This is a genomic window from Duganella sp. Root336D2 (genome assembly GCF_001425005.1).
Classification (GTDB): domain Bacteria; phylum Pseudomonadota; class Gammaproteobacteria; order Burkholderiales; family Burkholderiaceae_D; genus Rugamonas.
Genome location: NZ_LMDB01000033.1, coordinates 220,927 through 247,498, shown reverse-complemented (window position 1 = coordinate 247,498; position 26,572 = coordinate 220,927). Strand labels below are relative to the sequence as shown.

General features: G+C 62.9%; 26 protein-coding genes. 18 read left to right on the top strand and 8 right to left on the bottom strand.

Going from position 1 to position 26,572, the window contains the following annotated elements:
- Nucleotides 1-18 precede the first annotated feature (18 nt).
- From ASD07_RS19435 to ASD07_RS19420, 4 genes are read left to right on the top strand one after another with little or no spacing between them, the layout of a single operon-like run.
- Entirely contained in the window at nucleotides 19-4,473 is a 4,455-nt protein-coding gene (locus ASD07_RS19435; protein ID WP_082507441.1) for a cobaltochelatase subunit CobN, read from the top strand.
- Nucleotides 4,470-4,913 (top strand): MotA/TolQ/ExbB proton channel family protein, encoded by a 444-nt coding sequence (locus tag ASD07_RS19430; protein WP_055934078.1) that lies wholly within the window; start codon nucleotides 4,470-4,472, stop codon nucleotides 4,911-4,913. The genes ASD07_RS19435 and ASD07_RS19430 overlap by 4 nt, the downstream gene beginning before the upstream one ends.
- On the top strand, nucleotides 4,910-5,263 hold the full coding sequence (locus tag ASD07_RS19425) for a hypothetical protein (RefSeq protein ID WP_200953824.1): 354 nt from the start codon (nucleotides 4,910-4,912) through the stop codon (nucleotides 5,261-5,263). The genes ASD07_RS19430 and ASD07_RS19425 overlap by 4 nt, the downstream gene beginning before the upstream one ends.
- A 54-nt stretch (nucleotides 5,264-5,317) precedes the next feature.
- Nucleotides 5,318-6,313 carry a M28 family peptidase gene (locus ASD07_RS19420; protein WP_082507440.1) on the top strand — a complete coding sequence of 332 codons (996 nt, stop codon included), beginning with the start codon at nucleotides 5,318-5,320 and terminating at the stop codon, nucleotides 6,311-6,313.
- A 4-nt stretch (nucleotides 6,314-6,317) separates the two neighbouring features.
- On the opposite strand, the gene ASD07_RS19415 is transcribed toward ASD07_RS19420, so the two are convergent.
- Nucleotides 6,318-6,920 (bottom strand): TetR/AcrR family transcriptional regulator, encoded by a 603-nt coding sequence (locus ASD07_RS19415; protein WP_055934075.1) that lies wholly within the window; start codon nucleotides 6,918-6,920, stop codon nucleotides 6,318-6,320.
- A 111-nt stretch (nucleotides 6,921-7,031) separates the two neighbouring features.
- Between ASD07_RS19415 and ASD07_RS19410 the strand changes: the two genes are divergently transcribed.
- From ASD07_RS19410 to ASD07_RS19390, 5 genes are all read left to right on the top strand, one after another.
- Nucleotides 7,032-7,781 (top strand): SDR family oxidoreductase, encoded by a 750-nt coding sequence (locus ASD07_RS19410; RefSeq protein WP_055934073.1) that lies wholly within the window; start codon nucleotides 7,032-7,034, stop codon nucleotides 7,779-7,781.
- A 102-nt stretch (nucleotides 7,782-7,883) separates the two neighbouring features.
- The gene (locus tag ASD07_RS19405) at nucleotides 7,884-8,534 is read left to right on the top strand and encodes a TetR/AcrR family transcriptional regulator (protein WP_055934071.1); all 651 of its coding nucleotides are present in this window, start codon (nucleotides 7,884-7,886) and stop codon (nucleotides 8,532-8,534) included.
- Nucleotides 8,535-8,677: 143 nt separating this feature from the next.
- Entirely contained in the window at nucleotides 8,678-9,331 is a 654-nt protein-coding gene (locus ASD07_RS19400) for a protein-L-isoaspartate O-methyltransferase (protein ID WP_055934069.1), read from the top strand.
- Between the two features lie 9 nt (nucleotides 9,332-9,340).
- Nucleotides 9,341-9,664 (top strand): rhodanese-like domain-containing protein, encoded by a 324-nt coding sequence (locus ASD07_RS19395; protein WP_055934068.1) that lies wholly within the window; start codon nucleotides 9,341-9,343, stop codon nucleotides 9,662-9,664.
- A 43-nt stretch (nucleotides 9,665-9,707) separates the two neighbouring features.
- Nucleotides 9,708-11,015: a TolC family outer membrane protein gene (locus tag ASD07_RS19390; protein ID WP_055934066.1), complete on the top strand. Its 1,308-nt coding sequence runs from the start codon at nucleotides 9,708-9,710 to the stop codon at nucleotides 11,013-11,015.
- 47 nt (nucleotides 11,016-11,062) lie between these two features.
- On the opposite strand, the gene gloA is transcribed toward ASD07_RS19390, so the two are convergent.
- The 3 genes from gloA to ASD07_RS19375 are packed head-to-tail and all read right to left on the bottom strand — an operon-like array spanning nucleotide 11,063 to nucleotide 13,077.
- The gene (gloA, locus tag ASD07_RS19385) at nucleotides 11,063-11,473 is read right to left on the bottom strand and encodes a lactoylglutathione lyase (RefSeq protein WP_082507439.1); all 411 of its coding nucleotides are present in this window, start codon (nucleotides 11,471-11,473) and stop codon (nucleotides 11,063-11,065) included.
- Nucleotides 11,474-11,494: 21 nt separating this feature from the next.
- Entirely contained in the window at nucleotides 11,495-12,808 is a 1,314-nt protein-coding gene (locus tag ASD07_RS19380) for a sorbosone dehydrogenase family protein (protein WP_055934062.1), read from the bottom strand.
- A gap of 8 nt (nucleotides 12,809-12,816) precedes the next feature.
- A complete protein-coding gene (locus tag ASD07_RS19375; protein WP_055934060.1) occupies nucleotides 12,817-13,077 on the bottom strand; it encodes a hypothetical protein in 261 nt (86 codons plus the stop codon).
- Nucleotides 13,078-13,166: 89 nt separating this feature from the next.
- Here ASD07_RS19375 and ASD07_RS19370 point away from each other — a divergent pair, with 89 nt between their 5' ends.
- Nucleotides 13,167-14,024: a DUF3667 domain-containing protein gene (locus ASD07_RS19370; RefSeq protein ID WP_055934058.1), complete on the top strand. Its 858-nt coding sequence runs from the start codon at nucleotides 13,167-13,169 to the stop codon at nucleotides 14,022-14,024.
- Here ASD07_RS19370 and ASD07_RS19365 read toward each other — a convergent pair.
- The 4 genes from ASD07_RS19365 to ASD07_RS19350 form a co-directional block, all read right to left on the bottom strand.
- Nucleotides 14,008-14,700 (bottom strand): alpha/beta fold hydrolase, encoded by a 693-nt coding sequence (locus ASD07_RS19365; protein ID WP_255357020.1) that lies wholly within the window; start codon nucleotides 14,698-14,700, stop codon nucleotides 14,008-14,010. The two genes, ASD07_RS19370 and ASD07_RS19365, sit on opposite strands and share 17 nt — an antisense overlap.
- Nucleotides 14,697-14,945 carry a hypothetical protein gene (locus ASD07_RS19360; RefSeq protein ID WP_055934054.1) on the bottom strand — a complete coding sequence of 83 codons (249 nt, stop codon included), beginning with the start codon at nucleotides 14,943-14,945 and terminating at the stop codon, nucleotides 14,697-14,699. Before ASD07_RS19360 ends, ASD07_RS19365 begins: the two co-directional genes overlap by 4 nt.
- A 73-nt stretch (nucleotides 14,946-15,018) precedes the next feature.
- Nucleotides 15,019-15,453, bottom strand: a complete 435-nt coding sequence (locus ASD07_RS19355) for a hypothetical protein (protein WP_055934052.1) — start codon at nucleotides 15,451-15,453, stop codon at nucleotides 15,019-15,021.
- A gap of 114 nt (nucleotides 15,454-15,567) precedes the next feature.
- The gene (locus ASD07_RS19350; RefSeq protein WP_055934050.1) at nucleotides 15,568-15,945 is read right to left on the bottom strand and encodes a VOC family protein; all 378 of its coding nucleotides are present in this window, start codon (nucleotides 15,943-15,945) and stop codon (nucleotides 15,568-15,570) included.
- 139 nt (nucleotides 15,946-16,084) lie between these two features.
- Between ASD07_RS19350 and ASD07_RS19345 the strand changes: the two genes are divergently transcribed.
- The 8 genes from ASD07_RS19345 to ASD07_RS19310 all read left to right on the top strand — a co-directional run bounded on the left by ASD07_RS19345 (nucleotide 16,085) and on the right by ASD07_RS19310 (nucleotide 26,571).
- Nucleotides 16,085-16,984 (top strand): NAD kinase, encoded by a 900-nt coding sequence (locus ASD07_RS19345; protein ID WP_055934481.1) that lies wholly within the window; start codon nucleotides 16,085-16,087, stop codon nucleotides 16,982-16,984.
- Entirely contained in the window at nucleotides 16,984-18,630 is a 1,647-nt protein-coding gene (gene recN, locus ASD07_RS19340) for a DNA repair protein RecN (protein WP_055934047.1), read from the top strand. Before ASD07_RS19345 ends, recN begins: the two co-directional genes overlap by 1 nt.
- A gap of 1,148 nt (nucleotides 18,631-19,778) precedes the next feature.
- On the top strand, nucleotides 19,779-20,153 hold the full coding sequence (locus ASD07_RS31020; protein WP_156398098.1) for a hypothetical protein: 375 nt from the start codon (nucleotides 19,779-19,781) through the stop codon (nucleotides 20,151-20,153).
- Nucleotides 20,154-20,699: 546 nt separating this feature from the next.
- Nucleotides 20,700-21,752 (top strand): ferrochelatase, encoded by a 1,053-nt coding sequence (gene hemH, locus ASD07_RS19330; RefSeq protein ID WP_055934044.1) that lies wholly within the window; start codon nucleotides 20,700-20,702, stop codon nucleotides 21,750-21,752.
- A gap of 385 nt (nucleotides 21,753-22,137) precedes the next feature.
- The gene (gene grpE / locus ASD07_RS19325; RefSeq protein ID WP_055934043.1) at nucleotides 22,138-22,683 is read left to right on the top strand and encodes a nucleotide exchange factor GrpE; all 546 of its coding nucleotides are present in this window, start codon (nucleotides 22,138-22,140) and stop codon (nucleotides 22,681-22,683) included.
- A 70-nt stretch (nucleotides 22,684-22,753) separates the two neighbouring features.
- Nucleotides 22,754-24,700, top strand: a complete 1,947-nt coding sequence (dnaK, locus tag ASD07_RS19320; RefSeq protein ID WP_055934041.1) for a molecular chaperone DnaK — start codon at nucleotides 22,754-22,756, stop codon at nucleotides 24,698-24,700.
- 85 nt (nucleotides 24,701-24,785) lie between these two features.
- Nucleotides 24,786-25,910 (top strand): molecular chaperone DnaJ, encoded by a 1,125-nt coding sequence (gene dnaJ / locus ASD07_RS19315; protein WP_055934039.1) that lies wholly within the window; start codon nucleotides 24,786-24,788, stop codon nucleotides 25,908-25,910.
- A 4-nt stretch (nucleotides 25,911-25,914) separates the two neighbouring features.
- A complete protein-coding gene (locus ASD07_RS19310; RefSeq protein ID WP_055934037.1) occupies nucleotides 25,915-26,571 on the top strand; it encodes a carbonic anhydrase in 657 nt (218 codons plus the stop codon).
- Nucleotide 26,572 lies beyond the last annotated feature (1 nt).

Sequence of the window (26,572 nt, the reverse complement as noted above, 5' to 3'; positions counted from 1 at the left end):
CGTGCTCGGAATCCTGTCGTGCCTACCACTACCTTTGTCCGGACCATTGCGGTCCTGCTATGTGCGTTCGCTTGCGCGCGTGCCCATGCCGCCGTGCTGTTTGCCATCGTCACCGAGCGCGCCGCGCCCATCGCCATCGAGGCCGCCCATCGCCACCTGGCCGATCATCCGCAGGACCGCATCGTGCTGCGCACTCCTGCGCAGTGGATGGCGGCGGACGACAAGCAAGCCGCCCAGTGGCTGGCGCAGGCCGACAGCATCCTGGCGGTATCGCTGTTCGGCGACCCGGCGCGCAGGCTGAAGGAAGCCTTGCCGCGCCATGCCCGCCCGCAGGCGACGGTGCTGGCCATGAACGGCGAAGCCACGCTTAGCCTGCTGTCGCGCGGGCGGCAGGGCAGCCTGCAAGGCTTTTCGCCGGAAACGCTGCGCCAGCTGTCGGCCGAGCAGCCGCCGCAGGCGGCGCTGCAGGAGGCCAGGGCGCGTCCGGCTGCGGGCCAGTGGCTGGCTGCGCGCCAGGTGTGGCAGGCCGGGGGCCGCGACAACACGGCGGCCTTGTTCGCTCACCTGCTTGAGCCGTCGCACGCCCTGGCGCAGCCGCAGCCGGAACCGACGCTGCGCCTGCGTGTCGGCCAGCGCGAGCTGCATGACGCGGCAGCGTGGGGCAGGGCGGCGCAACTGGGCCTGCAGGCGCGGCCCACGGTAGTGGTGCTGGACCTGTCGAATATGGACGGCACGGTGCCCGACGCCGTGTGCCGCCAGGTCGAGCGCACTGGCCAGCAATGCGTGCAGGTGCTGCCGCGCTGGGGCGGTGCATCGCGCGAAGCGCTGGAGCGTTTGCCGGAACTGATCGCACCGGCCGTGCCGGCCGCCATGGTGGTGCTGCAGGACTTTGTAGTGGGCGCCGCCGAAGGACGCGAGGCCGTCAGCGAAGCATTCAAGAAGCTCGACATTCCGCTGTTCAAGGCGATCCGCCTGTCCGACCGCACGCCCATGCAATGGCGCCTGTCGCCGGATGGCTTGCCGCCGGACTCGGTGCAGTATCGCGTGGCGCTGCCGGAGCTGCAGGGCATCGGCCAGCCGATCGTGATGGCCGCCCTTGGCGAGCCGCAGCGCGACAAGCTGACCGGCATCGAGAACCGCCCGCCGGTGGTGCTGGCGGCGGAAGCCGAGCGCCTGGCTGCGCGCATCGATCGCTGGCTGGCGCTGCGCGCCAAATCCAACCGCGACAAGCGCGTGGCCCTGGTCTACTACAACCATCCGCCGGGCCGGCAGAATATCGGCGCCGACAACCTCGACGTGCCGGCTTCGCTGTTCGACATGCTGCATGCCATGAAGGACGCCGGCTACACCGTGGGCGAATTGCCCGCCACGCCGGAAGCGCTGCTCGACCGCATCATGGCGCACGGCGTCAACCTGCCGGAAGACCGCGGCGCCTTGCGCGAACTGGCGGGCACCGTGAACAGCGTCAGCGCCGCCGATTATGCGAAGTGGTTCGGCACGCTGTCGCCGCGCGTACAAGGCGAGATGACCAGCGGTTTGCTGGGCCGCCTGCATGCCGACGTGCTGGAAGCGGAAGCCGCGGGCGAATGGGTGCTGGGGCGCAAGCAGGCGGAAGTCGTGATCAAGGAACTGCAGCACCTGGTGGAGGGAGCCGATCATCCTCAGCGCGAGAAAGCGATCCGCGACCTCGCTGAGCTGGCCGATGGCTATGCCGCCTGCCTGCAAGCGAAGGCTGCGCGGCGCTGCTCCGCGCTGGAGCCGCTGCGCCGCCGCGTGTCGTCTTACGGTATCGAAGGCTTGAAGGGCTGGGGAGCTGCGCCCGGCAAGATCATGGTCGAAAGCGGCAAGCTGCTGGTGCCGGGCATGGTGTTCGGCAATGTATTCATCGGCCCGCAGCCGCCGCGCGGCTGGGAAGTCGAGGAAGAACTGCTGCATGCGAATACCAGCGTGCCGCCGCCGCACCAGTACTTGGCCTTTTACCACTGGCTGCGCGACCGCTTCAAGGCCGATGCGCTGGTGCATATCGGGCGCCATTCCACCTATGAATTCCTGCCGGGGAAGGCGGTCGGCTTGTCGGCCGACGACTTCCCGAGCCTGATCGCGGGCGACCTGCCGGGCATCTATCCCTACATCGTGGACGGCGTCGGCGAAGGTACGCAAGCCAAGCGGCGCGGCCTGGCGGTGATGGTCGACCACCTGACGCCGCCGCTGGCATCGACGCCGCTGTATGACGAGTTGCTGTCGCTGCGCCAGGTGGTCGAGAGCTACGAGGCAGCCAGCTCCGAGACGCTGAAGGCGAAGGCCGCGCAACTGATGCGCGAACGGGTGGTGGCCCTCAACCTGAAAGCGGAGCTGGAAGCTTCGATGGCCGATGTGCTGGCCGTGCGCGGCATCGGCTTCGATGCGGCCGACGACGATTTGCTGGCGCACGAAGTTGGCCACTACCTGACCAAGCTGCAGGAGAAGTTCATGCCGCACGGCCTGCACATCTTCGGCCGGCAGTGGAAGCAGGAGTCCATTGACCTGATGCTGGAATCGATGAAAAAGGGCGGCATCGACGATCCCGAAGTGGCGCGCAAGCTGGCCGCCTCGCCGTTGAATGAAATGCGCTCGCTGCTGGCTGGGCTGGACGGGCGCTTCATCGAACCGGGCAAGGGCAACGACCCGCTGCGCTCGCCGGAAGCGCTGCCGACCGGCCGCAATTTCCATGCCGTCGACGGCGATATCCTGCCGACCAAAATCGGCTACCAGATGGGCTCCAGCCTCGCTGCCAAGGCGGCCGCGCGCGAGCGCTCCGGCGCCGGCAGCGAAGGCATCCTGCTGTGGGCCTCCGATGCGGTGCGCGACGAAGGCGTGATGGTGGCGTTCGCGCTGGCCATGATGGGTGCCGAGCCGGTGTGGAATGCGCGCGGCATCGTTAATGACGTGCGGCTGGTGCCGGGCGCGGTGCGGCGCGATGCGCTGGTGACCACCTCAGGCCTGTTTCGCGACCTGTACCCGAACCTGATTCGCCTGATCGACCGTGCCGGCCGCCTGTCGCTGGCCGCTTCCGCCGCCGGCCTTGCCGAGCAGGAGCCGGCGCTGCGCGAAGCGCTCGAAGCTGCGCTGGCGCCGCTTGCCAGCAGTGCCGGCGCCAGTGCCGCCTGGGGACGCGAGCCTGCCACCAGCAACCGCGTTGCACGCGAATGGCTGGTGCGCGTGCGGGCCTTGCAGGCGGGCGGCATGCCGCCCGCCGAAGCCGGCCGCGCCGCGGCGCAGCGCATCTTCGGCGATGCCCCCGGTGCCTACGGCGCCGGCGTCAACCGCCTGACCGAACGCTCGGGCGCCTGGCGCGAACGCGACGAGATCGGCAAGGCCTACCGCAACCGCATGGGCCACGCTTACGGCCTGGATGCCAGCGGCGAATCGAGCCACGCCGCTTTCGACGCCGCGCTGGACGGCATCACGCGCACCTATCACGGCCGCGCCAGCAACCTGTACGGCCTGCTCGATAACAACGACGCCTTCGATTACCTGGGCGGCCTGTCGCTGGCCGTCGAAAGCCGCACCGGCCGCGTGCCGGAAGCGCTGATCCTGCAGCATGCGCAGCCGGGGCGTGCCGACGTGGAGCCGCTTGCCTCGGCCATGCTGGGCGAATTGCGCGGCCGCTTCCTGAATCCGGCCTGGATCAAGCCTTTAATGGGGCATGGTTATGCCGGCGCCCGTACCATGGGGCAGGAGTTCCTGGAAAACCTGTGGGGATGGCAGGTGACACGCCCCGACCTGGTGAAGGACTGGGCCTGGGATGAGGTGAAGTCGGTCTACTTCGACGACGCGCATAAACTCGGCCTGCCGCAATTCCTCGGCCAGCGCCACAACGCGCACGCCAAGGCGCATATGCTGGCGATCTTCATGGTGGCGGCGGAAAAGGGCTACTGGAAAACCGATGACGCCACCATCAGGCAGATGGGCGGCGAGCTGGCGCGGCTGGTGGCCAGCAACGGGTTGCCAGGCAGCGGCCATACCGCACCCGACCATCCGATGTGGCAATGGCTCTCGCCCCAGCTCGATGCAGCTGACGCGCAGGCACTGGCTGCCACCCTCGCCAAAGCTCGCGGCGACGCGCCAGCCGCCGATGCATACGCGGCACCCGAGGCAAGCGCCGTCCCCGCGTTCGCCGCCGCAGTCCAGGCGGATGCCAGGGCGCCCGCCGCAAATGCCGCCGCGACTACAGCCGCCAGGCAAGAGCGCCGCACCGCGCACGACGCGACCGAGTCCGGCGCCGTCGCGGCAGCGGATGGCAGTGCCGCCCAAACCCAGGCCCAGGCCCACGTCTACGAGCTGCGCGACCTGGCCGGGCAGCCGCCAAGCCCCGCCGAACGCGCGATGAAGCTGCTCGCCCTGCTGGCCGCGGCGGGCGCCGGCATCGCGCTGTTCGCCATCGGCGCCCTGCGCGGTACCCAAATACCCATTTACAAAGGAGCACACCAATGATCGACAACCAAACCTACGCCTGGCTGCACGACGGCGTCAGCTTCCTCCTCGCCCCAGCCCTGCTGGCCCTACTGGCCGCCTGCGCGGTGGCGGCGGTTGAAGCAGGCATCGCCGCCGGCGAACGTTTCAGCGGCTTGAAGAAACTTCGCGAGGCCGGCAACGCCGCCCACATCCAGGCCTTGGCCCGCCACCGCCTGGAGCGCGCCGACCTGCTGGCCCGCATTCCGCCGATGCTTGGTCTGATGGCCACCATCATCCCGCTTGGCCCTGGCCTGGCCGCCCTCGGCCAAGGCAATCCGGCCCAGCTGGCCAGCGCCGTGACAGTCGCCTTCGACGCCACGGTGCTTGGCCTGGTGGCCGGTATCGCCGGACTGGTGATCGGCAAACTGCGCCGCCGCTGGTACGAAGAAACCCTGGACGCGATGGAGCACGCAGCATGAGGGACCAGGCCCAAGCCCCTGGCAACGCTGCCGTCCCGGCCCGCAAGCGGCTGCGCCTGTACCGCCACCTCGACTCCCGCTTCGACGACAGCGACGAAGACCCGCGCGCCAGCCTGGTCAACCTGGTTGACGTCATGCTGGTCTTCGCCTGCGGCCTGATCGCCGCCATCGCCGGCAGCCAGGGAGCGCTCCAGCACAAGCCGGTGGAAAAGGGCCGCCAGATCGAACGCCCGGACGCCGGCGTCACGCAAGCGGGCAGCGGCTACGACCGCGTCGGCGAGGTGTTCCGCGACCCGAAGACCGGCCAGCTGGTGCTGATCGAGCCTGCCAAGGCCGCGGCAAAGCAATGACGTGAACGGGCGCATGGCATACTGCCTTTTCTGATTTGACACCAGGGAACAGGAATGGATTTTTCGCAGCCGCCCAAACGCAGCCGCCGCTTCTACGCCGCATTGGCCATCATCGCCACGGCGATACTGATGCTGCTTGCTGCACTGGTCTGCCAGCCCCTGGTGCCGTCCGTTCCATCGACGCCGCCCGCGGTCGATCCGGCCAAGCTCGAAGAGCACGTAAAAAAGCTGACCGTGGACTTTTATCCGCGCTCATTCGAGCACCGCGCAAAACTGGAGCGTACGGCGGCATACATCGTGGAGGAATTCAAGGCAGCCGGAGCGCAGGTGTCCATCCAGGACGTGGTGGTCGACGCCGAGCATTACAAGAACGTCGTCGCGCGCTTCGGTCCTGCGAACGGGCGCCTGCTGGTGATTGGCGCACATTACGACAGCCACGGCGCGACACCGGGCGCCGATGACAATGCCAGCGGCATCGCAGGCCTGCTGGAACTGGCGCACCTGCTGGGGCAATCCGAACCAGCCCGCCCGATTGAACTGGTGGCGTATACCCTGGAAGAGCCGCCGCATTTCCGCTCACCCCGCATGGGCAGCGTATGGCATGCCCGCAGCTTGAAAGAGGCGGGACGCGATGTGGAGCTGATGCTGTCGCTGGAGATGATCGGTTATTTCAGCGACCGTCCAGGCAGCCAGGCGTACCCGCTGGCCGCGATGAAACTCGGCTATCCGGACCGCGGCAATTTCATCGCGCTGGTGGGCCAGTTTGGCGACTTTGGCGCCAGCCGCTCGGTGAAGGCTGCAATGTCGGGCGCGTCCGAGCTGCCGGTCTATTCGCTCAACGCGCCCAGTCTTGTGCAAGGGGTCGATTTTTCCGACCACCGCAGCTATTGGGCGCAGGGCTATCCAGCCCTGATGGTGACCGATACCTCATTCATGCGCAATCCGAACTATCACCGGGCTGGCGATACGTTCGACAAGCTCGATTACCAGCGGATGGCGATGGTGGTGCAAGCGGTCTACGCGGTGGCGAAACGACCTGAAGAAACTTGAGGGGCTAGTTCGGCCAGACGGCCATCGCAGCCTCGATCACCATCGTCAATTTGGCCAGGTCCGCGCCACTCTTGGCCTGCACTCCCAGCCCGGCGATCAAAGAGCCGAACAGCGCCGCCATCGCGTGCGGCGTCATCCCGGCCGGCAACTGGCCGTCCTTCTCCGCCCGCACCAATCGCTCCAGCACCATCGTTTCCGTGCCCTGCAGGGCCTCGCGCAGCGCCATTTCGACCGAGGCGGGGATGGTCGAACCGCCGCAATCGGCAGTGCCATTGATGATGAAGCAGCCGCCCGGCAGCGCGGGATCGGCCAGCATCGCAGCCAGCGAACGCAGGAAGCCATCCAGGGCCTTGCGGCCCTCCGGTTCGTCATTGAGTTTGCCCGCATGGCGCCCGATCAGCAGCGACAGGTAGCGCTGCAGTCCTTTCAGGTACAACGCTTCCTTGTCGCCGAAGGCCGCGTACAGGCTCGGTTTCGACAGGCCCATTGCCTCCGTCAGTTCGTGCAGGGAAGCGTCCTGGTAGCCGTGCTTCCAGAAAATCTCCACCGCCCGGTCCAGGGCGTGATCGATATCGAAGGTGCGTGGGCGGCCGCGTTCACGTGGCATCGGGAATCTCCATCGGTTCTGTTGACGAATATTATACTAACCGGTACATTAAATACCTATCGGTACATAATTAAGGCGAACCGGTAACTTTTCAACTTCAAGGAGAACACGATGGGTAGACTGACTGGCAAAACCGCATTGATCACCGGCGGCACCACGGGCATCGGCCTGGCGACGGCCAGGCTGTTCCTGGAGGAAGGGGCGCGCGTGGCCATCATCGGCCAGGACGCGCAGCGCGTCGAAGCGGCCGGCAAGGAACTGGGCGAAGGTGTGCTGGCGCTGCGCGCCGACGTGACCTCGGCAGCGGACATGGTGGCCGCCGCCGCCAGGATCAGGGCGCTATTCGGCAGCCTGGATGTGGTGTTCGCCAACGCCGGCATCGCCCAGCCCATGCAATTCTCGGACGTGGACGCCAGGCACATCGACAGCCAGGTCGACGTCAACTTCAAGGGCGTGATCCACACCGTGCAATGCATGCTGCCGCTGCTGAACAACCCCGCCAGCGTGGTCCTGACCGGCACCACGCTGGCCGAGCAGGGCGTGGCCGGCCTGTCCGTGTACTCGGCCACCAAGGCCGCGGTGCGCTCGCTGGCGCGCACCCTGTCGACCGAACTGGCGCCGCGCGGCGTGCGGGTCAACGTCATCAGCCCGGGCCTGATCGAGACCCCGATCTACGGCAAGCTTGGCCTGCCGCCGGATGCGGTGCAGGCATGGGCCGGCCAACTGGTGGCCAAGGTGCCGGCCGCGCGCTTCGGCCAGGCCGATGAAGTGGCCAAAGCCGTGCTGTTCCTGGCCAGCGACGATTCCTCGTACATGATGGGCGAGAACGTCGTGTTCGATGGCGGCATGGCCACCTTGTAATGCAATTCGCGGCCCGCCTCGGCGGGCTTGACTTGACGCGGGGCGGGTGGGGGAACTAATATAAATGACTCTTAAGTAAGTTACCCAATCCCAATTTTTATCATGCAAGCCCCGACTGATACCAAGCCCCGCTGGGAGCGGCGCAAGGATGCGCGTCCGCAGGAACTGCTGGCGGCCGCGCTGGAGCTGTTCGTCGATCGTGGATTTGCCGCCACCCGCCTGGAAGACGTGGCGCGCGCCGCCGGCGTCTCGAAGGGCACGCTCTACCTGTACTTCGAAAACAAGCAGGAACTGTTCAAGGCCGTGGTGCGCGAAACCATCGTGCAAACCATCGGCCAGGCGGAAAGCGATGCTGCCGCGGCGCGCGATATGCCCAGCGACGAACTGCTGCGCCAGATGCTGCGCCGCTGGTGGACCCAGGTCGGCGCCACCAAGGCCGCCGGCCTGACCAAACTGATGATGGCCGAATCCGGCAATTTCCCCGAACTGGCCCAGTTCTATAACGAAGAAGTCATCGAGCGCGGCAGCGCCTTGCTGACCCGTATCCTGGAGCGCGGCGTGGAGCGCGGCGAATTCCGTCCGCTCGACCCGGTGATGATGACCAATGTCCTGATCGCCCCGGTGCTGACGCTGATGATGTGGAAGCACAGCTTCTTCCCCTGCGACACCCACGAGGGCGTTGACGCCGACGCCTTCATGGACGCCTTCCTCGGCCTGGTGCAGCAGGGACTGGCCCCGCAAAAACCGGCTTAAATTGCCGAATTCGGTCGTTCACCCCCCCAAATCTGCAGACTGTCGCAATTTCCCGCGATCCGTTGTCTTAATCGTTAATATGCCCACCTGACCAGACAAACGATAAAATGACGGATTATTTATCCCTCACCGAGTCAACAAAGATGAATATCGAACAAGCCCGTTTCAATATGATCGAACAGCAAATCCGCCCTTGGGATGTGCTGGATACGGACATCCTCGATCTCTTGCTGGTCGTAAAACGCGAGAATTTCGTGCCAGAAGCCTACAAGAACCTGGCTTTTGTCGACACGTTCATTCCGCTGGCGGGCGGCGAGCAAATGCTGACCCCGAAGCTGGAAGCGCGCATCACACAGGACGCGCAAATCAAGAAACATGAAAACGTGCTGCTGGTTGGCGCGGGCACTGGCTACCTGGCCGCGCTGCTGGCGCACCGTGCACGCCACGTCACCGCCGTCGAACTCGCCCCTGAATTCAAGGCGCTGGCGGAAAAGAACCTGGCGGCGAACGGCATCTCCAATGTGACCGTGGAACTGGGCAATGGCGCCCAGGGCTGGTCCAATGGCGCGCCGTTCGACGTGATCGTGTTCTCCGGCTCGCTGCCGGTACTGCCGGAAGCGGTGCTGCAGCAAGTGAAAGTGGGCGGCCGCATCGTGGTCATCCTCGGCGATTCGCCGGTGATGTCGGCGCAGCGCATCACCCGCACCGGCGAGCACGGCTACGACACCGTCAAACTGTTTGAGACCGATGTCAAGCCGCTCGACCTGGCGGTGAAACCTTCGGCGTTCACTTTCTAAGGAACGCCCATGCAGCACTTAACCGCACCGGAACTGGCTGGCTGGCTCAATGACGAGAGCCGCGCCCAGCCGTTCCTGCTGGACGTGCGCGAGAACTGGGAATTCGAGACCTGCCATATCGCAGGCTCGACCCTGATGCCGATGCAGACCATCCCGGCCCGCATCGACGATCTCGACGAGGATGCAGAAATCGTCTGCATCTGCCATCACGGGGCGCGCAGCCTCAATGTGGCAGCTTTCCTCGAGCATCACGGTTTCAGCAAGGTAAGCAATCTGACAGGCGGGATTCACGCCTGGGCTGTGCAGGTAGACAGCTCCATGCCGCAGTACTAGGCACGAAAACTAATCCTTTTTGACGACTCCAACGGAGATGCAAATGCAGAAACCCCTCCTCGCCGTGCTGGTAGCCAGCGCCCTGTTCTCGCTGAATGCACAGGCGGCCGACCTGGTCCAGGTGTACAAACAGGCGCTCGCCAATGACGCCACCTACGCCAGCGCGCGCGCCGCGCTGGCGGCGGGCCAGGAACGCACGGTGCAGGGGCGTTCGCTATTGCTTCCAACCGTCGGCCTCAGCGGCACCGCCATGAAGAACGACGGTGACCAGACTGACCGCATCAAAGGCCTGTCTGGCGACACTGAAAACTACAGCCACACAATGCAGCTGCAACTGACCCAGCCCCTGTTCCGCTGGGCCAACTGGGAGAACTACCAGCAGAGCAAGCTGTCCGCCGCGGCCGCCGAAGCCGTGTTTGCACAAGCGCAGCAAGACGTGATCCTGCGCGTGTCGCAGGCATACTTCGACGTGCTGACCGCGCAGGACAACCTGACCGCGACCCAGGCGCAGAAGGCGGCCACCACCGAGCAGCTGGCATCGGCCAAGCGCAACTTCGAAGTGGGCACCCAGACCATCACTGACACGCACGAAGCGCAAGCGGCGTACGACCTGGTGGTGGCGCAGGAATTCGCCGCCCAGAACGAGCTGGAAGTGAAGCGCACCGCGCTGCAGCAGGTCATCGGCCAGGCGCCAGGTGCACTGGCACCGCTGCGCACCGGCGTGGCCATCGCCAGCCCGCAGCCCGCTACGCTGGAGCCTTGGGTGTCGGCGGCGGAAGAGCAGAACTACGGCGTGACCGGCGCCAAGCTGAATGTGGAAGTCGCCAAGCGTGAGATCAGCAAGCAGCGTGCCGGCCATATGCCGACGCTGGACCTGGTGGCGCAGAAGACTCGCAATTCGACGACCGGCGTGGCGCTGGCCAACAACAACGCCATCGGCCTGACCTGGAACGTACCAATCTTCAACGGCTTCGCCGTCACCAGCAAGGTGCGTGAATCGATCGCACTGGAAGACAAGGCGCGCAACGACCTGGAGGTTTCGCGCCGCCAGGCTGCGCAAACCGCACGCCAGGCTTTCCTTGGCGTAAACAGCGGCCTGGCCCAGGTCAAGGCGCTGGAAGCGGCGGAAGTGTCGTCCAAGTCCGCGCTGGAATCGAACAAGCTGGGTTACCAGGTGGGCGTGCGTATCAACATCGACGTGTTGAATGCACAGCGCCAGCTGTACACCACGCAGAAGGACCTGTCGAAGGCGCGTTACGACACCATCATGAATGGCCTGCGCCTGAAGTCGGCGGCTGGTTCGCTCAAGGAAGAAGACCTGGAGCCGATCAACGCCCTGCTGGAACACTAAGCATCAAAACCGCCGCGGCGCCGGTCAAGGCGCCGCGGCCCGTCCCTTCAACGCAGGCCGGCTCCCTGGCCGTCGAAGCTGCGTTCGATCAGTTCGATCTTGTACCCGTCCGGGTCGGTCACAAAAGCAATCACGGTGCTGCCGCCTTTGACCGGGCCCGGTTCGCGCGTGACGTTACCGCCGTTGCTGCGCACGGCCGCGCAGGCCGACACGATGTCGGTGGCCGAAATCGCGATATGGCCGTAGGCATTGCCCATATCGTATTTCTCGACGCCGTAGTTGTACGTCAGCTCCAGCTCCGCATGTTCCGGGTTGTGCCCGTAGCCGAGGAAGGCCAGCGTGTACTTGTATTCGGGATTGTCGCTGGTGCGCAGAAGTTGCATGCCCAGCACCTTGGTGTAGAAGTCGATGGATCGCTGCAGGTCACCAACCCGCAGCATCGTGTGTAGGATTCGCATGGCTACATTGTAGGGGTTTTCTCAGTGGCTCGCCGGCGACACGCGCCACACCACATTGCCCACGTCATCCGCCACCAGCAGCGCGCCGGCCTTGTCCACCGCCACGCCAACCGGCCGGCCTTTGGCCTTGCCCTCGCGCGTCAGGAAGCCGGACAGGAAATCCACCGGCGGCCCGGCAGGGCGCCCTTCCGCAAACGGCACGAAGGCGACCTTGTAGCCGCTGTATTCCTTGCGGTTCCACGAGCCGTGCTGGCCGATGAAGGCGCCGCCTTGCCAGCTTGCCGGGAACAGCTTCGCATCGTAGAAGGTAAGCCCGAGGGAGGCGGTGTGGCCACCCAGCGCGTAATCGGGCATCACCGCTTTCGCCACCAGGTCCGGGCGCGGCGGCTTGACGCGGCTGTCGACGCGCTGGCCGTAGTAGCTGTAAGGCCAGCCGTAGAACGCGCCGTCCTTGACTGAGGTCAGGTAGTCCGGCACCAGGTCTTCACCCAGTTCGTCGCGTTCGTTCACCACGGTCCACAGCGCCTTGGACTTGGGTTCCCAGGCCATGCCGTTGGCATTGCGCAGGCCGGTGGCGAACAGGCGCGATTTGCCGGTGGCGCGCTCGTATTCCCAGATGGCGGCGCGGCCTTCTTCCTTGTCCATGCCGTTCTCGGCGACGTTGCTGTTCGAGCCCACGGTGACGTACAGGAAGCGCCCGTCCGGGCTGGCCGTGATGTTCTTGGTCCAATGGTGGTTGAGCGGGCCGGCCGGCAGGTCCAGGATCTTGATGCCGGCGGCGCCGATCGACGTCGCGCCCTCGGTGTAGGGGAAGCGCACCACGGCATCGGTATTGGCGACGTACAGGTCTTTATCGACCAGCACCATGCCGAAGGGCGAATTGAGGTCCTTGATGAAGGTGCCGCGCGTTTTCGCCACGCCGCGCTCGTCGATATCGCGCAGCAGCGTAATCCGGTTGGCGGATGGCGTCACCGAGCCGGCTTTCTTCATCTCGTGCTTCATGATCGCGCCCTTGATGCCCTTGCCGTCTTCCGGCTTGGGCGGCGCCGCGGTTTCAGCGACCAGCACGTCGCCATTGGGCAGCACGTACAGCCAGCGCGGGTGGTCGAGGTCGCGCGCATAGGCGCTGACGGTGAAGCCGGCCGCAGGCAGCGGCTTGTCGTCGCCCTTCCAGCGTTCGACCGGGGCTACGTTGACGGTCGGGATCAGTTTCTTGTTTGGCTCGGGCAGGCTGGGGTTGGGTCCCCAGCTTGGCGGATAGCTCTGCGCCACGGCATCTTGCGCCAATGCGGCGGCGGCTGCGCAGGCCAGCACGGATAGAATCGCGGTTCGCATGGCGGGCCTCAATCGCGTTTGGTGCCGGGCAGGGGATTGGCCTTCGACGCGCTGCCCGCCTGCGGCTTTTGCAGCCCCGGCTTGCCGTGCAAGTCGGTGTCGACCAGGCCTTGTTCGACGTCTTCCGCTGCCTGGCGGATCACGCTGCGTGTCTTTTGCTGGCTCGCGCCCTGCGGCGACTCGTCGCGCTCGTGCGGCAGGCGCTTGCCGCCGCTGCGCTCCACGGGCGCCTGCGTATTGACCTTGCGGTCCTTGCTGTTCGGTTCCATGCGGTCATCCTCCTCAATTCATGGTAGCGAAGCCACGCGGCGGCGGTCGCCAGCTTGAACAGAAGCAATTACGCCGGTAGCATTGCAATATGGATATCGCCACCGACAACACTTGCCGCAACTGCGGCGCCACCACCTCCGGGAATTTCTGCCATATGTGCGGACAGGAGAGCCACCTGCATGCACCCAGCTTCAGTGAATTCATGCACGAATTCATTGGCCACTACGTTGCGCTGGAAGGGCGCTTGTGGGGCACCATTACGCGTTTGCTGTTCCGTCCCGGCCTGCTGACCGCCGAATACCTGGCGGGCCGGCGCAAGCGCTACGTCGAGCCGCTGCGGCTGTACCTGTCGCTCAGCATCCTTTTCTTCGCCATCCTGAAATTCAGCGATGCGGACGTTGCCACGGTCGATCCGCGCCCTTTGCCGCCGGGGGCGACGCAGCAGGTGGTGGCGGCGAAAGAGCAGCCCGCGATCGTTAACGAAAGGCTGCAGCTGGTGCTGGAGAAGGAGACGCCCGGCATCTCCCACGCCATCGAGCGCTTCAACAACATGGATGACCGGCAGAAGAGCGCGGCCATGCAGGCGGGCTTCTACAAATACGCGCCGTACGCAATCTTCCTGCTGATGCCGATTTTCGCCTTGTGGCTCAAGCTGCTCTACCTCGGTAGCGGCAAGAAGTACGGCGAGCATATGCTGTTCGCGCTGCACACCAACGCATTCGCCTTCGTGATGCTCGCTGTGTTCATCTTCCTGCCCGACGGCTTCCTGAAGTTCCTGGCGTTCTGCTGGGTGGCCGGCTACCTGCCGTGGGCCATGCAGCGTGTCTACCGGAAGGGCAGGTGGGGGACATTCTGGCGCTGGGTCCTGCTTAGCGTGCTGCATGGGATTTCGCTGGCCATCGCCATCCTGGGCGTGATGGGGCTGGGGATTATCTCCGCCCATTAAGCCGCACGAAGGCCGCGACTTCGTGCGCGGCCTGTTCGGGCGCGGTTTGCAGCAGGAAGTGCGGCGCATCGAAGTCGATCACCGTGGTGGCTGGCTTGAGCTGCGCGACCAGCGCTGCCGCCGCGCGCGGCACCAGGCGGTCGCGTGTCGCACGCAAATACAGTATCGGCACATCGCAGGCCGCCAGCCGGTCGCAGACGTCGACGGCAAGTACCGCGCGCATCCGAGCATGCAGTGCCGGCGTCGTGAGCTGGCCAAGTGCCTGCCTGAAGGCCGCGCGTATTGGGGCCGCCACGAGCCAAGCGGCCGGCAATGCTTTGAACGGTACCGCGCCGACCAAGGGCGCCAGGGCCGCCAATCCTGGCCTTGGGTTTCGCGCAAATGTGCAGCACAACACCAGCGCGCGCAATTGCCCAGGTGCCGCCGCCGCCAGGGAAATGGCAATCGGCCCCGAGAACGATTCGCCCAGCAGGACGTATGGCCGCTCCGGTGGAATTGCCGCCCTGGCAAACGCCTCGAGTTCCGCATAGCCGCCGCGGTGATCGCCTGGGTAGCGCACCACGCGCACCTCAAATTGGTCGCCGAGCGCGGCGATGAATGGGTCAAACAGCTCGCCTGTTCCATCCATTCCGGGCAGTAGGACCAGAACTGGATGTAAGGCTTTCGCGGCGCTCAATCGGCTTCGAATGTGTTGCGCCTGGTATTGCGGCGGGCAAGGAATACGCCCAACATCAGCAACGGCGATTGGAGTACACCGACAGCGATGAGCATTGCCATATCCGGGAAGCCGGCGACCAGCGTTTTAATCAGCCCGTAGGCGACGATACTGGCAGGAATGCAGATGCGATACGCGCCGCGTCCGTCCGGCATGAACTTGCCGATGGCAAACCCCGTCATCAATGCTGCAAACAGGATAAGCACACCAATCTCCTTGCTATCAAAAAGCTAAGATTAACAGCTTGCGAGCAAGAGGGAAACTGAAAACACCCCACGATTAATAGTCGAATTTGCTGCTGCGGACCTTCTTGTTGGCGCGCCTGGTGCGTTCTGCGGTCTGACGAGCCTCGGTTTCGGCGCGCTGGCGCTGGCGGCCTTCTTCGGCGGCTTGCGCCTTGGCGGCGCGTTCGGCGTAGACGGTGTCGAGGCGGCGCTGCGATTCGAAGCGCTCGCTGATGTCCTGGAAGTGGATGCCCTGCTGGGCCAGTGCCACCAGCCACGCAATGGCCAGTGCCCACAGCACGAAAGTGTAGAAAGATTGCCAAGACCCGAACGAGCCTTCCAGCAGGGGGCGCGCCTGCCCCAGGGCGCTCTGGCCGACAAATGCCAGCAGACCAGCCATGACGCCCAGCGCCACCGTCCCAAGCAATTGCCGCTTGGCTTGCAGGCGCAACTGCTCAAGTTCAAACTGGGCTTCTGATACGGAATCCATGGCGGGCAAGAAGGGGAGTGAATCTCTCAACAGCTTGAATTCTACCTCAACCTTGCCGCCTGGAAAGCCGCTGCTGGCCTGCCTTTGAGATGGATCAGCTAGCCGAGCCGGTTCTCACTCGGCAGCAGTCGGCTGCCACAGTTCGACCTTATTCCCGTCCGGATCGGTAAACCAGCCAAAGCGGCCATAGTCGAAGGACTGGACATCGCCCACCAGCGTGCCGCCGCCATCGGCCACCTGTTTCAGCGCGCCATCCAGGTCATCCACGATGAAATTGATCATGAACTCGCGCTTGGACGGGGCGAAGTAGGAAGTCGTGCTCTTGAAAGGACTGAACAGCGTGGCGCCATTCGCCGGCATGGTGGCGGGAGCGAAGGAGGCATATTCCTTGGCCTCGTCCGGCAGACCGAGGCAGGCCTGGTACCAGGCCATCAGCGCCACCGGGTCCTTGGACTTGAAGAAAATCCCGCCAATGCCCAATGCTTTTGCCATTCCAGTCTCCCTTGTTATATACTGTGCAAATATACAGTGTTTATCGGCGTATCGGCCAGCGTCGCAATGCATGGCATGAGCAAGCATTATGGGTTACTCTGCTGCGTGTTGCCACCCCCATATTTTGACCGAGATTGATATGTCCGCTACGCATCCGATGTACAACACGATTGCCCTGGTTGTCCGCCCGAATACCACCGGCATCGAAGAGCCGGTGCGCGATGTGTTGGACTTCCTGAAGCAGGGCGGTTACAGCGTGGTGCTGGAGGCTGACACGGCCGAGCACCTCGCCATCACGGATATTCCCTCGATGAGCGTGCAGGGCATCGGCGAGCGCGCCGACGCCGTGGTGGTGATGGGCGGCGACGGCACCATGCTGGGCATCGCGCGCCAGCTGGCCTCCTACGACACGCCGCTGATCGGCATCAACCAGGGCCGCCTGGGCTTCATGACCGACATCCGCCAGGAAGACATGTTGCCCGTGCTGGGCCGCATCCTCGGCGGCACCCACAAGGCCGAGCGCCGCACCCTGCTGGAAGGGCGCGTCATGCGCGAAGGGAAGGCGATCTTCTTCGGCACCGCCGTCAACGACGTGGTGGTATCGCGCGGCGCCGGCGCCGGCATGGTGGAGCTGAGCGTCGACGTCGACCACCAGTTCATGTACAACCAGCGTTCGGACGGCTTGATCATTTCGACCCCCACCGGCTCCACGGCGTATGCGCTGTCGGCCGGCGGCCCGCTGCTGCACCCAACGCTGGGCGGCATTGTGATGGTGCCGATCGCACCGCACGCGCTGTCCAACCGCCCGATCGTGCTGCCCGACTCCAGCGAGATCATGATCGAGATCAAGCGCGGCAAAGACACTACCGTGAACTTTGACATGCAGACCTTTGCCAGCCTGGCGAACGGTGACCGGATCCATATCCGCCTGTCGCCGCACACCATCACCTTCCTGCATCCGGAAGGCTGGAGCTACTACAACACCTTGCGCGAAAAGCTGCACTGGAACGAATACCCCTCTACTGACGGCAAAATCTGATGCTTCGAACCCTGTCCATCCGCGATTTCGTTATTGTCGATTCGATTGAGCTTGAATTTTCCCCTGGCTTCACAGTCTTCACCGGCGAAACCGGTGCCGGTAAATCCATCCTGATTGATGCACTGACGCTGGCGCTGGGCGGCCGGGGCGATGGCAGCATGGTGCGCGAGGGCGCGGCCAAGGCCGACATTACCGCCGATTTCGCGCTGACCGAACAGGCGCAGGCCTGGCTGGCGGCGAACGAGTTTGCGGTGGAGGAGGGCGGCGCGCTGCTGCGCCGTGTGATCGACAACGCAGGCCGTTCGAAAGCGTTCATCAACGGCGTGGCCGCGACGGCTGGCCAATTGCGTGAGCTGGGCGATATGCTGGTGGATATCCACGGCCAGCACGCGCACCAGTCGCTGCTGAAAACCGACTCGCAGCGCGAGCTGCTGGATAACCAGGGCGGGTCCAATGTGCGGGAAGTGACCGCCGCATACCGCGCCTGGCGCGCTTTGTCGAAGCAGTTGGAAGAATACGAAGCCAACGCGGCCAACCTGCAGTTCGAACGCGAACGCCTGGAGTGGCAGGTAACGGAGCTGGACAAGCTGGCGCCGAAAAAAGGCGAGTGGGCGGAAATCGGCAACGAACATTCGCGCCTGTCGCACGCGGCCAGCCTGCTGGAAGGCGCGCAGGAAGCGCTGGGCGTGCTGTCGGAAGCGGAAGATCATCCGGTGCTGTCGCAAGTCACCACGATTGCGACTCGGCTCGGCAAGCTGGTGTCAGTCGATGCCGAATTGCAGCCGGTGGTCGACCTGCTCGAGTCGGCGCGCATCCAGTTGCAGGAATCCGTTTATGCGCTGAATACCTACATGGACCGCGTGGAGCTGGACCCTGCGCGCTTGCGCCAGGTTGATGCTCGCATGGAGGCGCTGCATTCGGCTTCGCGCAAATTCCGCGTGCTGGCTGATGATTTGCCGGACGAGCATGAGCGCTTGTCGGAAAAGTTGGCGCAGTTGGCAGATGCAGCGGACCTGGAAGGCTTGCGCAAGCAGGAGGAAAAGCTGAAGGCTTCCTACCTCGTTTTGGCTGCGGACCTGTCGGCGACGCGAGCGAAGGCCGCACAATCGCTGGGTCTGGCCGTTACGCAGGGCATGCAGGAGTTGAGCATGTCCGGTGGCCGCTTCGAGATCGCGCTGCGTCCGTGCGAGCCGACAGCGTACGGCGTGGAGCAGGTGGAATTCCTGGTTGCCGGTCATGCCGGCGTGGCGCCGCGCCCGCTGGCGAAAGTGGCGTCGGGCGGTGAACTGGCGCGTATCTCGCTGGCGATCTCTGTGATCACTTCGCACGCGACGACGGTGCCGACACTGATCTTCGACGAAGTCGATAGCGGCATCGGCGGCGGCGTCGCTGAAGTAGTAGGCCGCCTGCTTAAGCGCCTCGGGCAGGAACGCCAGGTCCTGTGCGTAACGCACTTGCCGCAAGTCGCCAGCCAGGGCAACCAGCACTTCCAGGTTGCTAAAGGCCCATCGGACAACGGCCGCACCGCCTCGCGCATCGAAGTACTGGACCAGAAAGCGCGTATCGAAGAAGTAGCGCGCATGCTGGGGGGGCTTGAAATCACCGCTACCACCCGCAAGCACGCCCGCGAGCTGCTGGCCTCTTGATTGCGCCATGTCCTCCTATAGCTGCGTGATGCCAATGGATTGGCGCCTGCTTTGGGGAGACGTTATTCCTGCATGGCTGTCGCTTCTCGCAGGCTCAATGACGCCGTCCGAGTTCTACGCGCGCTACGTGCCGGCGGCGGATATGTATGGGAATTTGCTCGAGAACGATTACGCTGCGCCAGCCAAGTACTTGTCCCTGTTTCCTGCTCCGTTGTGCCCTCCGTACTCTCGGCAAAGGTTCCACGAACACTCCGAATATCCGGCATATTGCCAGGCTCCTGATTCAACCTCGTATATGCTTGAGGAAGCGATCAAGCAATCTGCAGCAGTCAATTTATCGGGCGGTGACCCGTATGCTGGAGATTATTACGCGGGGACAGGACCTGGGCGCAATGCTCTTGCACTGCGATTCAGATTGGAATGTTCTTGGCGCATCCGGGACTACTATCGAAGACACTAAAGCCAGGGCCGAGGAAGATTACCCAGGAGTCGCATCTCGATGGATTAGCCTAAACACCAGTGTCGAAGCGGCACTGGAATATTACGATTCCATGATGGGAAGTCGGAGTTGTTCCTTTTGTGGTCGGCGGCCATTTGAGTTCGAGCGTGGCTGCGTCGAGGGTAACGCAGCAGTCATTTGTGGCGAGTGCATCGAGAACTACTACCGTTAGCCGAACAACCCACCCTGATCAGAAGGCGTGGATCGAACTGCCAGTAAGCATGCCGGAGCGCGGCTTGATTCCTGAACGATAAGATATTTATGACGACAGAAGATGCCACGCGCACGGCTCTAAGCAGTTGCGAACAGTCGGAGGATTCTGGGGTGTCCTTCCGAATTCCGAGTCCTTAAGTTTTGCTCGCATAGCCCACGCAAAGCTGCTCTTTGCTGCTCTTTCTTGCTCCTTTGCTGCTCTTTTTTGCTCTTTCAGTGCTCCTTTGTGCTCTTCTTCTGCTCTTTTGTGCTCTTTCACTGCTCTTTTTTGCTCCTGGCCTCGGGAGCAGAAAAGAGCAGCAAAGGAGCAAAAAAGCGCACCAAAGGAGCACAAAGGAGCACTGAAAGAGCACAAAGGAGCAGCGAAAGAGCACAAAAGAGCCACTTTGCGCACGATCGCGCAGCATTGCGCAACGAAGCGAAGAAGGAGGGAAAAATGGAGCCGACCATCAGCATCCCCGTCACTTTCACGGTGTTCGAGAACCTTTGTAAATTTCTCGACGGTTCGACCGTAAGCGAAGAAGTCGCGGAGGTGGCAAGCAAGGCGATCACCGCCTGGATCGAGCAGCAAAGTTTGCCACTGCCGGAAGAGCCGTCAGGCCCTGCTCGGAGGATATCAATGGAAGCATGTATTCCTGCCAGAGGGAACCAAACTGCGCATCGTCGTCAAGCGCAAGACATTCCATGCCTCGGTGGTCGGAGACCAAATCATTTTCAACGGTCAAGCGATTTCGCCAGCATGTCTGGTCAATCAACTTGCCTCGACAAAGCGCAATGCATGGAAACACATTTGGCTTCTCCTGCCAGGTGAAACCAAATGGCAGCTGGCGCATTCAATGCGCGAATAGCTAACGCCGACCTTTAAAGCCATACGGCCTGACTGAAACGCAAATACGCTGCTCGGATGATAAAGCGCGCATTTCGTGTCTGCCTGTATTTGGTACGCTCTGGCGAATATTCCGAGCAAGCCAAGTCACTGGACGCGATGTTGAAGGATTTGACTGCGACACGCGCGGGAATCCAGGCGGGGACAGCGCGATTGGAAAGCGTCTGTGCCAAGCCTAGCGCATGCCTTGATCTTGTAGATTCGGTGCGCTTGATCCTAGGGGCCATTCAGCTGGAGCAAGCAACTTCCTCTGACACCTTGTACCTGGAGCAGGTTCCAGTGACCCTCTCAAGCGGAAACCTGCTTTTCATGCCGATGAAAGTTTGGCGGAACCGCGTTCGCGGCGAGTCGACATGCGCAGCGAAAATGCCGTACGGACTGCCGTGATGGCGGCGCTGGCCAAATCATGAGATCAGTGCTTCGGGGGAGAGTTTATAATGGCCCGCCCACGAATAACAAAAAGTACCCAAGATGCCGTTCGCCAAAGAACCCGCCCTCCAGCCTGGCTCCGTCTCCAGAACCGCCGTGGTACTAGTCAATCTCGGCACTCCTGACGAACCGACGCCTGGCGCCGTGCGCCGCTACCTGAAGGAATTCCTGTCCGACCCGCGCGTGGTCGAAATCCCGAAGGCGGTCTGGTGGTTCATCCTGAATGGCATCATCCTGCCGTTCCGCTCCAAGCAGTCGGCTCAGAAGTACGCCTCGATCTGGACCAGCGACGGTTCGCCGCTGAAGTTCCACACGCAAGCGCAAGCCAAATTGCTGCGCGGCCTGCTCGGTGAGCGCGGCCACAATGACGTGACGGTGGCGATGGCGATGCGCTACGGCTCCCCATCGCTGCCCGACGTGCTGGGCAAGCTGAAAGACGACGGCCACGATCGCATCCTGGTCCTGCCGGCCTACCCGCAATATTCCGGCACCACCACCGCCTCGGTCAGCGATGCCGTGTTCGACCACTATAAGAAGGTGCGCAACATCCCCGAGCTGCGCTTCGTGCGCGATTACCATGACCACGACGGCTATATCGACGCGCTGAAAAAAACCGTGCTGGCCCACTGGGAAAGCAACGGCCGTGGCCAAAAGCTGGTGATGAGCTTCCATGGCGTACCGAAGCGCACCATCGACCTGGGCGACACCTACCAGCGCGAATGCATGGAAACCGCCCGCCTGCTGGCGCACAAGCTGCGCCTGAACGAGAACGACTACCTGGTCACCTTCCAGTCCCGCTTTGGCAAGGCCGAATGGCTGCAGCCCTACACCGCGCCGACCGTGGCGCAATTGGCAAAAGACGGGGTACGCAAGCTGGATGTGATCTGCCCCGGCTTCACCAGCGATTGCCTGGAAACCCTGGAAGAAATAGCAATGGAAGTGCGGCACGACTTCCTGTCCAACGGCGGCAAGGAATTCAACTACATCCCTTGCCTGAACAGCCATCCAGCCTGGATTGCCGCCCTGACCGAGGTTGCCGAGCAACACATGATCGGCTGGCCGACCATGTCGTCGATGCGCAAGCTGCGCCGGTAGCAGTTGTTAGCACTTGCGGGTGGTGAGTGCTAACCTGCTAAAATAACTGGTTAGGGGAACAGTTCGCTGAAGACGATCACCGCTGTAGCAAGGAAGCTCCACGCGATGATCGATGCTGTAATAAATGGCAACTTCATGATGCGCTCCGAGGGACGCGGTGTCCAGGCACCGCATAGATTCATCTTAGTCAAAACCCCGGTTTACGTATCTCAGAGCTTTGTAAAATTTGTAACTCTACAGTTACAACAACACTCCCTCCGGCGTGCGCCGGGCCTTTGCACCGAGGGGCAGAATACCCCTTGAAAAGATCGGGGCAAGCCCCATTTCTTGCTCGTGCATGAAGCAGCAGATGTCAGATAAACATGATTTTGTAGGAGTCTTTTAGATGCAAGACCAGGAAAACCAGCCAAGCCAGAACCCGGAAGTGGAGCAGGCAGAAGAGCAAACGACTCCAGTTGAAGCTCCTGCGATGTCCGACCTGGAGACGCAGCTCTCCGCGACCGAGGCAAAACTGGCCGAGATGCATGACGCGTTCATGCGCGCCAAGGCGGAAGGCGAAAACATCCGCCGCCGTGCCCAGGAAGACGTGGCCAAGGCCCACAAGTTTGCTGTCGAAAGCTTCGCCGAAGCCATGGTGCCGGTGAAAGACAGCCTGGAAATGGCGCTCAAAGTCGACACCCCGACCCTGGAATCGCTGAAGGAAGGCGTCGAAATGACCCTGAAACAGCTCAATTCCGCCTTCGAGCGCAACCGCCTGATCGAAGTGATGCCGGCGGTCGGCGAAAAGCTCGACCCGAACAAGCACCAGGCCGTGGCCATGGTGCCGGCCGAGCAGGAAGCGAACACTGTTGTCACCGTGCTGCAAAAGGGTTACATGATTGCGGACCGCCTGCTGCGTCCCGCCATCGTGACGGCTGCCCAGCCAAAGTAAGCACTTGAAAAGAAACAAAAATTCCACATATAAGAAGTAATTAAACTTAGTACACAAGGAAGAACAAATCATGGGCAAAATCATCGGTATTGACCTGGGCACCACCAACTCCTGCGTCGCCATCATGGAAAATGGCGCGCCGAAGGTCATCGAGAATGCGGAAGGCGCGCGTACCACCCCTTCCATCATCGCCTACCAAGAAGACGGCGAAATCCTGGTTGGCGCACCTGCCAAACGCCAGGCCGTCACCAACCCGAAGAACACCCTGTTCGCGGTGAAGCGCCTGATCGGCCGTAAATTCCAGGAGAAGGAAGTCCAGAAGGACATCTCCCTGATGCCTTACGAGATCATGAAGGCCGACAACGGCGACGCCTGGATCGGCGTGCGCGACAAGAAGCTGGCTCCGCCGCAGATCTCCGCGGAAGTGCTGCGCAAGATGAAGAAGACCGCTGAAGACTACCTGGGCGAAGAAGTGACCGAAGCGGTCATCACCGTGCCGGCGTACTTCAACGACTCGCAGCGCCAGGCAACCAAGGACGCCGGCCGTATCGCCGGCCTGGAAGTCAAGCGCATCATCAACGAACCTACCGCGGCCGCACTGGCATTCGGCCTGGACAAGACCGACAAGGGCGACCGCAAGATCGCCGTGTATGACCTGGGCGGCGGCACCTTCGACGTCTCGATCATCGAAATCGCTGACGTGGACGGCGAGAAGCAGTTCGAAGTGCTGTCGACCAACGGCGACACCTTCCTGGGCGGCGAAGACTTCGACCAGCGCGTGATCGACTACATCATCGAAGAATTCAAGAAGATCAACGGCCTGGACCTGAAGAAGGATCCAATCGCCCTGCAGCGTATCAAGGCATCGGCCGAGCGCGCCAAGATCGAACTGTCGTCCTCGCAGCAGACCGAAATCAACGAGCCTTACATCGCCATGGCGAACGGCGCTCCAGTCCACCTGAACCTGAAGATGACCCGCGCCAAGCTGGAGTCCCTGGTTGAGGAACTGATCACCGCCACCATCGAGCCTTGCCGCACCGCGATCAAGGACGCCGGCGTGAAAGTATCCGACATCGACGACATCATCCTGGTCGGCGGCATGACCCGTATGCCTAAGGTGCAGGAAAAAGTGAAAGAGTTCTTCGGCAAGGATCCACGCAAGGACGTGAACCCTGACGAAGCAGTGGCCGTCGGCGCCGCGATCCAGGGTGCAGTGCTGTCGGGCGACCGCAAAGACCTGCTGCTGCTGGACGTGACCCCGCTGTCCCTGGGTATCGAAACCCTGGGCGGTGTGATGACCAAGATGATCCACAAGAACACCACGATTCCGACCAAGTTCTCGCAAGTGTTCTCGACCGCCGACGACAACCAGCCGGCCGTGACCATCAAGGTGTACCAGGGCGAACGCGAAATCGCAGCCGGCAACAAGGGCCTGGGCGAATTCAACCTGGAAGGCATCCCGCCAGCGGCACGCGGCACCCCGCAGATCGAAGTGACCTTCGACATCGACGCTAACGGCATCCTGCACGTGGGCGCGAAAGACAAGGCCACCGGCAAGGAAAACAAGATCACCATCAAGGCGAACTCCGGCCTGTCCGAAGAGGAAATCCAGAAGATGGTGAAGGACGCCGAGCTGAACGCGGAAGAAGACAAGAAGCTGAAGGAACTGGCTGAGTCCCGCAACCAGGCCGACGCGCTGGTGCACTCGACCAAGAAGTCCCTGACCGAGTACGGCGACAAGCTGGACGCCGGCGAGAAAGAGAAGATCGAAGCTGCGATCACCGCCCTGGAAGCCAGCATCAAGGATGGCGACAAGGCAGCGATCGACGCCAAAGTGGCAGCACTGTCCGAAGCTTCGCAGAAGCTGGGCGAGAAGATGTACGCTGACATGCAGGCGCAGCAAGGCGCAGCCGGTGCCGAAGGCGCAGGTGCCGGTGCCGGTGCACAGGCTGAATCCAAGCCAGCCCAGGACGACGTAGTCGACGCTGACTTCAAGGAAGTCAAAGACAGCAAGTAAGCTGCAAATCCGGTCAACTCTATGACCTGCCGAGCCGAGCATCCAACAGGGGCTCGCTCGGCTTTTTCGCATAAATTGGTACACCATGGCAAAGCGTGATTTTTACGAGATCCTCGGGGTCGCTAAGAATTCGTCCGACGACGAAATCAAGAAGGCCTATCGCAAACTCGCGATGAAATATCATCCGGACCGCAATCCGGATAACAAAGAGGCCGAAGAGAAGTTCAAGGAGGTCAAAGAGGCCTACGAGATGCTGACCAACCCGGAAAAGCGCGAAGCGTACGACCGTTACGGTCACGCCGGCGTTGACCCGAATATGGGGGCGGGCGGCGGTGGCGGCTTCGGCGGCTTTGGCGACGCCTTCGGCGACATCTTCGGCGATATTTTCGGCGGCGGCGGCCGCGGCCGCTCGTCCGGCCCGCAGGTTTACCGCGGCGCCGACCTGCGCTACAACCTGGAGATCACCCTGGAGCAGGCCGCCCACGGCTTCGACACCACGATCCGCGTGCCGAGCTGGGACAAGTGCGATACCTGCCACGGTTCCGGCGCCAAGCCGGGTACCCAGCCGGTCACCTGCGGCACTTGCGGCGGCCACGGCCAGGTGCGCATGCAGCAGGGCTTCTTCAGCATCCAGCAGACCTGCCCCAAGTGCCACGGCACCGGCAAGATCATTCCCGAACCATGCCCATCGTGCTCCGGCGCGGGGCGCATCAAGCGCAACAAGACGCTGGAAGTGAAGATCCCGGTCGGCATCGACAACGGCATGCGCATCCGCTCCACCGGCAACGGCGAGCCGGGCACCAACGGCGGCCCGCCGGGCGACCTGTATGTGGAGATCCACATCAAGCCGCACGCGGTGTTCCAGCGCGAAGGCGACGACCTGCATTGCGAAATGCCGATCAGCTTCGCCAAGGCGGCGCTGGGCGGTGAAATCGAAGTGCCGACGCTGGATGGCAAAGTATCGTTCACCATTCCGGACGGTACCCAGTCCGGCAAGACCTTCCGCCTCAAGGGCAAGGGCATCAAGGGCGTGCGTTCCGGTTATCCGGGCGACCTGTTCTGCCATGTCGCCGTTGAGACCCCGGTCAAGCTGACCGACAAGCAGAAAGACCTGCTGCGCGAATTCGAGCGTTCCACCAACGAAGGTGGTGCGAAGCATAGCCCACAGACCAAATCCTTCATGGACAAGGTCAAAGACTTCTTCGAGTGAGTATATGAGCGACGACGTACTGAAGCACCTGCTGGAAAACAACCGCCAATGGGCGGAGAAAAAGGTCACCCAAGACCCTGACTACTTCCGCGACCTGTCGATGGTGGCGCCGGAATACCTGTGGATCGGCTGCTCCGATTCGCGCGTACCGGCAAACGAACTGCTTGGCCTGCCGCCTGGCAAAGTGTTCGTGCACCGTAATATCGCCAACGTGGTGGTCCATTCGGATTTGAATTCCCTGTCGGTGCTGCAGTTCGCCATCGAAGTGCTGAAGGTGAAGCACGTCATCATCGTGGGCCACTACGGCTGCAAGGGCGTGCACACCGCACTGACCGGCGGCCGCGTCGGCCTGGTCGACAACTGGCTGCGCCATGTGCAGGACGTCGCGCAGAAGCACGAGCGCTACCTCGGCGCCGCGCTGGCCGATGTCGGCAAGCAGAGCGAGCGCCTGTGCGAGCTGAATGTGGTGGAGCAGGTGACCAACGTCTGCTCGACCACCATCGTGCAGGACGCGTGGGAGCGCGGCCAGGAACTGACCGTGCACGGTTTCGTCTACGGCCTGAAGGACGGCCTGCTGAACGACCTGGGCATGAACATCAGCTCCCCGGCCGACCTGCAGCCCTGTACCGACGCCCGCCTGGCGGCCTACGCCCAGCAGTAAT

Excerpts from the sequence above, each read along its gene's own strand:
- ASD07_RS19430 (WP_055934078.1), top strand. The coding sequence starts at position 4,470 with ATGATCGACAACCAAACCTACGCCTGGCTGCACGACGGCGTCAGCTTC.
- ASD07_RS19425 (WP_200953824.1), top strand. The coding sequence starts at position 4,910 with ATGAGGGACCAGGCCCAAGCCCCTGGCAACGCTGCCGTCCCGGCCCGC.
- ASD07_RS19420 (WP_082507440.1), top strand. The coding sequence starts at position 5,318 with ATGGATTTTTCGCAGCCGCCCAAACGCAGCCGCCGCTTCTACGCCGCA.
- ASD07_RS19415 (WP_055934075.1), bottom strand. The coding sequence starts at position 6,920 with ATGCCACGTGAACGCGGCCGCCCACGCACCTTCGATATCGATCACGCC.
- ASD07_RS19410 (WP_055934073.1), top strand. The coding sequence starts at position 7,032 with ATGGGTAGACTGACTGGCAAAACCGCATTGATCACCGGCGGCACCACG.
- ASD07_RS19405 (WP_055934071.1), top strand. The coding sequence starts at position 7,884 with ATGCAAGCCCCGACTGATACCAAGCCCCGCTGGGAGCGGCGCAAGGAT.
- ASD07_RS19400 (WP_055934069.1), top strand. The coding sequence starts at position 8,678 with ATGAATATCGAACAAGCCCGTTTCAATATGATCGAACAGCAAATCCGC.
- ASD07_RS19395 (WP_055934068.1), top strand. The coding sequence starts at position 9,341 with ATGCAGCACTTAACCGCACCGGAACTGGCTGGCTGGCTCAATGACGAG.
- ASD07_RS19390 (WP_055934066.1), top strand. The coding sequence starts at position 9,708 with ATGCAGAAACCCCTCCTCGCCGTGCTGGTAGCCAGCGCCCTGTTCTCG.
- gloA (WP_082507439.1), bottom strand. The coding sequence starts at position 11,473 with ATGCGAATCCTACACACGATGCTGCGGGTTGGTGACCTGCAGCGATCC.
- ASD07_RS19380 (WP_055934062.1), bottom strand. The coding sequence starts at position 12,808 with ATGCGAACCGCGATTCTATCCGTGCTGGCCTGCGCAGCCGCCGCCGCA.
- ASD07_RS19375 (WP_055934060.1), bottom strand. The coding sequence starts at position 13,077 with ATGGAACCGAACAGCAAGGACCGCAAGGTCAATACGCAGGCGCCCGTG.
- ASD07_RS19370 (WP_055934058.1), top strand. The coding sequence starts at position 13,167 with ATGGATATCGCCACCGACAACACTTGCCGCAACTGCGGCGCCACCACC.
- ASD07_RS19355 (WP_055934052.1), bottom strand. The coding sequence starts at position 15,453 with ATGGATTCCGTATCAGAAGCCCAGTTTGAACTTGAGCAGTTGCGCCTG.
- ASD07_RS19350 (WP_055934050.1), bottom strand. The coding sequence starts at position 15,945 with ATGGCAAAAGCATTGGGCATTGGCGGGATTTTCTTCAAGTCCAAGGAC.
- ASD07_RS19345 (WP_055934481.1), top strand. The coding sequence starts at position 16,085 with ATGTCCGCTACGCATCCGATGTACAACACGATTGCCCTGGTTGTCCGC.
- recN (WP_055934047.1), top strand. The coding sequence starts at position 16,984 with ATGCTTCGAACCCTGTCCATCCGCGATTTCGTTATTGTCGATTCGATT.
- ASD07_RS31020 (WP_156398098.1), top strand. The coding sequence starts at position 19,779 with ATGGAGCCGACCATCAGCATCCCCGTCACTTTCACGGTGTTCGAGAAC.
- hemH (WP_055934044.1), top strand. The coding sequence starts at position 20,700 with ATGCCGTTCGCCAAAGAACCCGCCCTCCAGCCTGGCTCCGTCTCCAGA.
- grpE (WP_055934043.1), top strand. The coding sequence starts at position 22,138 with ATGCAAGACCAGGAAAACCAGCCAAGCCAGAACCCGGAAGTGGAGCAG.
- dnaK (WP_055934041.1), top strand. The coding sequence starts at position 22,754 with ATGGGCAAAATCATCGGTATTGACCTGGGCACCACCAACTCCTGCGTC.
- dnaJ (WP_055934039.1), top strand. The coding sequence starts at position 24,786 with ATGGCAAAGCGTGATTTTTACGAGATCCTCGGGGTCGCTAAGAATTCG.
- ASD07_RS19310 (WP_055934037.1), top strand. The coding sequence starts at position 25,915 with ATGAGCGACGACGTACTGAAGCACCTGCTGGAAAACAACCGCCAATGG.